Raw genomic sequence first — 4,834 nt, forward strand, 5'->3', positions numbered from 1 at the left:
CGAGCACAAGGCCTATGTGCTGGGCGTGCAGATGATCTTCCAGAACCCGATGGCCTCGCTCAATCCGCGCATGCGGGTGCTGGACATCATCGGCGAGGCACCCGTGGTGCACGGCCTGGTTCCGGCCTCCGGCAAGGCCGATTACGTCGCGGGCCTGATGCGCCAGGTCGGACTGGATCCGGACTACGGCCAGCGCTACCCGCACCAGTTCTCGGGCGGCCAGCGCCAGCGCATCGGCATCGCGCGGGCGCTGGCGCTCAGGCCGCAGCTGATCGTCTGCGACGAGGCGGTGGCCGCGCTGGACGTGTCCATCCAGGCCCAGGTCCTCAACCTGTTCCTGGAACTGCGCCGCGCCTTGGGCCTGACCTACCTGTTCATCAGCCACAACCTGGGCGTCGTCGGCCACGTCTCGGACCGCGTGGTCATCATGTACCTGGGCCGCGTGGTCGAGGTCGCGCCCACGCAGACCATCTTCAGCCGCCCCAACCATCCCTATACCCAGGCCCTGCTGTCGGAGCTGCCGTCGCTGGACACGCACCGCCGCGACTACCAGCCGATCAAGGGCGAACTGCCGTCGCCGCTGCGCCCGCCCACCGGTTGCGCCTTCCACCCGCGCTGCCCGCATGCCATGCCGCGCTGCAGCGTGGAGCGGCCGGCACTGCGCACGCTGGCAGCCGGCCACACCAGCGCCTGCCACTTGAACGACATGGCTGCGTCCGCCCCCGAATGAGCACACCCGCCCCAAGTGAAGTAAACGCCGTCAAAGAACAAAGGACCCGCACCATGAGCACCATCGCCGAGATCGAGACCACGCACGAAGAGTTCACCATCCTGAGGCGCGACATCCATGCCCACCCGGAGCTGGCCTTCCAGGAGAACCGCACCTCCGACGTGGTGGCGGAGCGCCTGGCCAGCTACGGCATCGAGGTGCACCGCGGCCTGGGCAGGACCGGCGTGGTCGGCGTGCTGCGCGGCAGCAAGACCGCGGCAGGCCGCAAGCCACGCGCCATCGGCCTGCGCGCCGACATGGATGCATTGCCCATGCCCGAGCACAACCGCTTCGCCCATGCGTCCCGGCACGAAGGGCGGATGCACGGCTGCGGCCACGACGGCCACACCGCCATGCTGCTGGGCGCGGCCAAGTACCTGGCGAAGCACCGCGACTTCGACGGCATCGTCAACTTCATCTTCCAGCCGGCGGAAGAAGGAGGCAACGCCGGCGCCAAGGCCATGATGAAGGACGGCCTGTTCGAGAAATTCCCCTGCGACGAGATCTACGGCATCCACAACATGCCCGGCCTCCCCGTCGGGCACTTCGCCTTCCGCAAGGGGCCGACCATGGCGTCGAGCAACCGCTTCGACATCATCGTGCGCGGCACCGGGGGCCACGCCGCGCAGCCGCACAAGGCGGTGGACACCATCGTCATCGCGGCAGAAGTGGTGGGGGCGCTGCAGACGCTGATCTCGCGCCACAAGAACCCGATCGACGTGGCCGTGGTCAGCGTGACGCAGATCCACGCCGGCGACGCCTACAACGTCCTGCCCGGCGAGGCCGTGATCAAGGGCACCGTGCGCACTTTCAGCACCGAGGTGCTGGACGAGATCGAAAGCAACATGCGCCGCATCGCCGAGATGCTGCCCCAGGCCCATGGCGGCTCGGGCGAATTGAAGTTCCATCGCGCCTACCCGCCGCTGGTGAACTGGGACGCGCAGACCGAGTTCGCGATGAAGGTGGCGCAGGACGCCTTCGGGGCGGAGAACGTGGACGGCAACACGCCACAGCACGGCGGCGGCGAGGATTTCTCCTTCTACCTGCAGGAGGTGCCCGGCAGCTACTTCTTCCTGGGCAACGGCCAAGGCGCACACCGCGAGGAACAGTACGCGGGCATGGGGCCGTGCGAGCTGCACAACCCCAACTACGACTTCAACGACGCGCTGCTGCCGATCGGGTCCACGTACTGGGTGAAGCTGGTGGGGGCGTTTTTTGCGCGGTAGGACATGCGGGGCGAGCCACAAGCCCGGTGTTTCTGCGACCGCGGTTGACGTCTGATTGGCCGGGAGCGGGCATAGCACCCGATTGTTCTCCGGGTCGGAGTTGCCGCAGCCCCACCGGTGGGTGCATCGGGTCTTACGTTTCCGCTTTGCAGCGAAGGACTAAACCGCTCGCGCGGTAGGCGCTCCGCGCCAGGCCGGGTGCCTCATTTCTGAGTTGCTGTCACCGTCGACGGCGAGGCAATCCGCCTCGCCTCCGACGGGAGCAGGACCATGAGCTCATTGACGCCCAACGTGTCTCCACTGCGCCAACGCATGATCGAGGACATGCGCATGCGCAAGTTCAACGGCAAGACGCAGATCCACTACATCCGCGCCGTGCGCAGGCTCGCCGCCTTCCTCAAGCGATCGCCGGACACCGCCACCGCCGACGACCTTCGGGCCTTCCAACTGCACATGGTCGACACCGGCACGTCCCCGCCAACCATCAACTCCACGCTCAGCGGCTTGAAGTTCTTCTTCGATGTGACGCTGGGCCACGCCGAGTTGATGGTCAAGGTGCAGCCCGTGCACCAGCCGCGCCCCCTGCCAGTGGTCTTGAGCTGCGACGAGGTCGCCCGCTTGATCGCCGCGGCGCCGAACCCGAAGTACCAGGCGGCGCTGTCGGTGGCCTATGGGGCCGGACTGCGTGCCAGCGAGGTCTGTGCGCTGAAGGTCACCGACATCGACAGCGAGCGCATGACGCTGCGAGTGGAGCAAGGCAAGGGCCGCAAGGATCGCTATGCCATGCTCTCGCCCGTGCTGCTCGAGCGCCTGCGTGCCTGGTGGCGAGTGGGGCATGCGCAGGGCAAGATGCTGCCGGGCGGCTGGCTGTTCCCCGGGCTCAACCCCACGGACTCGCTGTCCACGCGGCAACTCAATCGCGCTGTCCACCTGGCCGCTGACGCCGCCCACATCGACAAGCGCGTGTCGATGCACACGCTGCGCCATTGCTTTGCCACCCATCTGCTGGAGCAGAAGGTCGACATCCGGGTGATCCAGGTGCTACTAGGCCACAAGCGGCTGGAGACCACCGCGCTGTACACCCACGTGGCTACCGAAGTGCTGCGCGCTGTGATCAGTCCGCTGGAGACATTGCCGTCGTCGTGATCCGGCTGCCGTGGCGCGAGCCGCCCTGGAAGTCGCCGACATCTTCCGCATCCACGGGCCCGCCTGGCGCGAGGCGCAGCGTGGCCACCTGAGCCTGGGCCAGCTCAAGGTCATGTCGGCCATCGAACAGTGCCGCAGCGCGGCACTGGGCGGGCATATCTTGCGCTGCGACGCCTGCGGCGCCGATCAGATCGCCTACAACTCCTGCCGCAACCGGCACTGCCCGAAGTGCCAGGCCAGCGCGGCCCAGCGTTGGCTCGAAGCGCGCACCGCCGACCTGCTGCCGGTGGAGTATTTCCACGTGGTCTTCACGCTGCCGGCGCCCATCGCCGACATCGCCTACTGCAACAAGGCCGTCGTCTACGGCCTGCTGTTCGACATCGCCGCCGAGACCCTGCTGACCATCGGCGGCGACCCCAAGCATCTTGGCGCGCGTCTGGGCGTCACGCTGGTCCTGCATACCTGGGGCTCGGCGCTGACGCACCACCCGCATGTGCACGGCGTCGTGCCCGGCGGCGGCCTGGCGAGCGACGGCAAACACTGGATCGCGTGCCGGCGCGGGTTCTTCCTGCCGGTGCGCGTTCTGTCGCGGCTGTTCCGTCGTCGCTTCCTCGAAGCACTGCAGCAGGCGCACCGCGCTGGTCGGCTGCAGTTCTTCGGCGAGCACACCACGCTGGCAGACGCTGACGTTTTCACCCGCTGGCTGGCACCGCTGCGGCAATGCGAGTGGGTGGTCTACGCCAAGCGGCCGTTCGCCGGGCCCGAAGCAGTGCTGGCGTACCTATCGCGCTATACCCACCGGGTGGCCATCTCCAACAGCCGCCTCATCGCGCTGGACGAGCGCGGCGTGACCTTCCGGTGGAAGGACTACCGCACCAAGGGTCGGACCCGCTACAAGGCCATGACGCTCGACGCGGGCGAGTTCATGCGCCGCTTCCTGCTGCACGTGCTGCCCGGCGGCTTCCACCGCATCCGTCACTACGGGCTGCTGGCCAACTGCAGCCGCAGCGCCAGCCTGGCGCTCGTGCGCCAACTGCTGCAAGTGCCGCCGCAAGATCCACCACCCGACGAGGATCCAGCGGACACGCCGCGGCCGACCTTCGTCTGCCCGCACTGTGGCCACGCAATGACCATCGTGCAGACCTTCACGCGCGGCGAGACGATCCGCGCGCCACCGCATCGGTCCACGTCATGACTGCTCTCTGTCGCCAGCGCAAACTGACTTCGTCGACGCTTCAAGCGCCGACACGGTCAGCTCGTGTTCGGCGCGCTGTTCCATCACGTCCTAACCTGTGCGCGAGCTTGTTGGCGGCGACGTTCCACACCAATGCCCGCACTCGCCCCGCCGCTGAGAGGTTGCGCCCCAATCGAGCGCACCTTCACCGCGCCACCATGCGCCTGCAATCGCCATAGCGCGAGCAGACACCGCGCCGTTCTCCGCGGTTTCCTCCCTCGAGGTTTGTCCGACACCTGCCCTCTACCCGTTGGGGTCACGGCATCGGCGCGCGCCCCCGGGCAGATGTCGAACAAACCTAAACGGTAGCGGTCGGTCGTATGTGGAAGCCCAGTGCACGGTCTCGTCCAATGCGGTCATTGACGCATCTTGCCTTGTAGAGCGCCGAACCACGCCAAGGGTTCGAAAGCGGACATGCGCCTACGTCACTGGGAACCTAGGGCTAACGTGATTCAAACG

Annotated in this window: 4 protein-coding genes; all 4 read left to right on the forward strand. The window is 67.3% G+C overall.

Annotated elements, in window-relative coordinates; translation table 11 throughout:
* Positions 1-730, forward strand: a 730-nt coding sequence (locus VFM98_RS14510) for an oligopeptide/dipeptide ABC transporter ATP-binding protein (RefSeq protein ID WP_325110623.1), incomplete at its 5' end; no start/stop codon positions are given.
* Between the two features lie 53 nt (positions 731-783).
* Positions 784-1,995, forward strand: a complete 1,212-nt coding sequence (locus tag VFM98_RS14515; protein WP_325110624.1) for a M20 aminoacylase family protein — start codon at positions 784-786, stop codon at positions 1,993-1,995.
* A 270-nt stretch (positions 1,996-2,265) separates the two neighbouring features.
* Positions 2,266-3,141: a site-specific integrase gene (locus VFM98_RS14520; RefSeq protein WP_325110625.1), complete on the forward strand. Its 876-nt coding sequence runs from the start codon at positions 2,266-2,268 to the stop codon at positions 3,139-3,141.
* Positions 3,142-3,151: 10 nt separating this feature from the next.
* A complete protein-coding gene (locus VFM98_RS14525; protein WP_325110626.1) occupies positions 3,152-4,336 on the forward strand; it encodes an IS91 family transposase in 1,185 nt (394 codons plus the stop codon).
* Positions 4,337-4,834: the final 498 nt, after the last annotated feature.

This window comes from Ramlibacter sp. (assembly GCF_035706265.1).
Lineage (GTDB): Bacteria > Pseudomonadota > Gammaproteobacteria > Burkholderiales > Burkholderiaceae_C > Ramlibacter.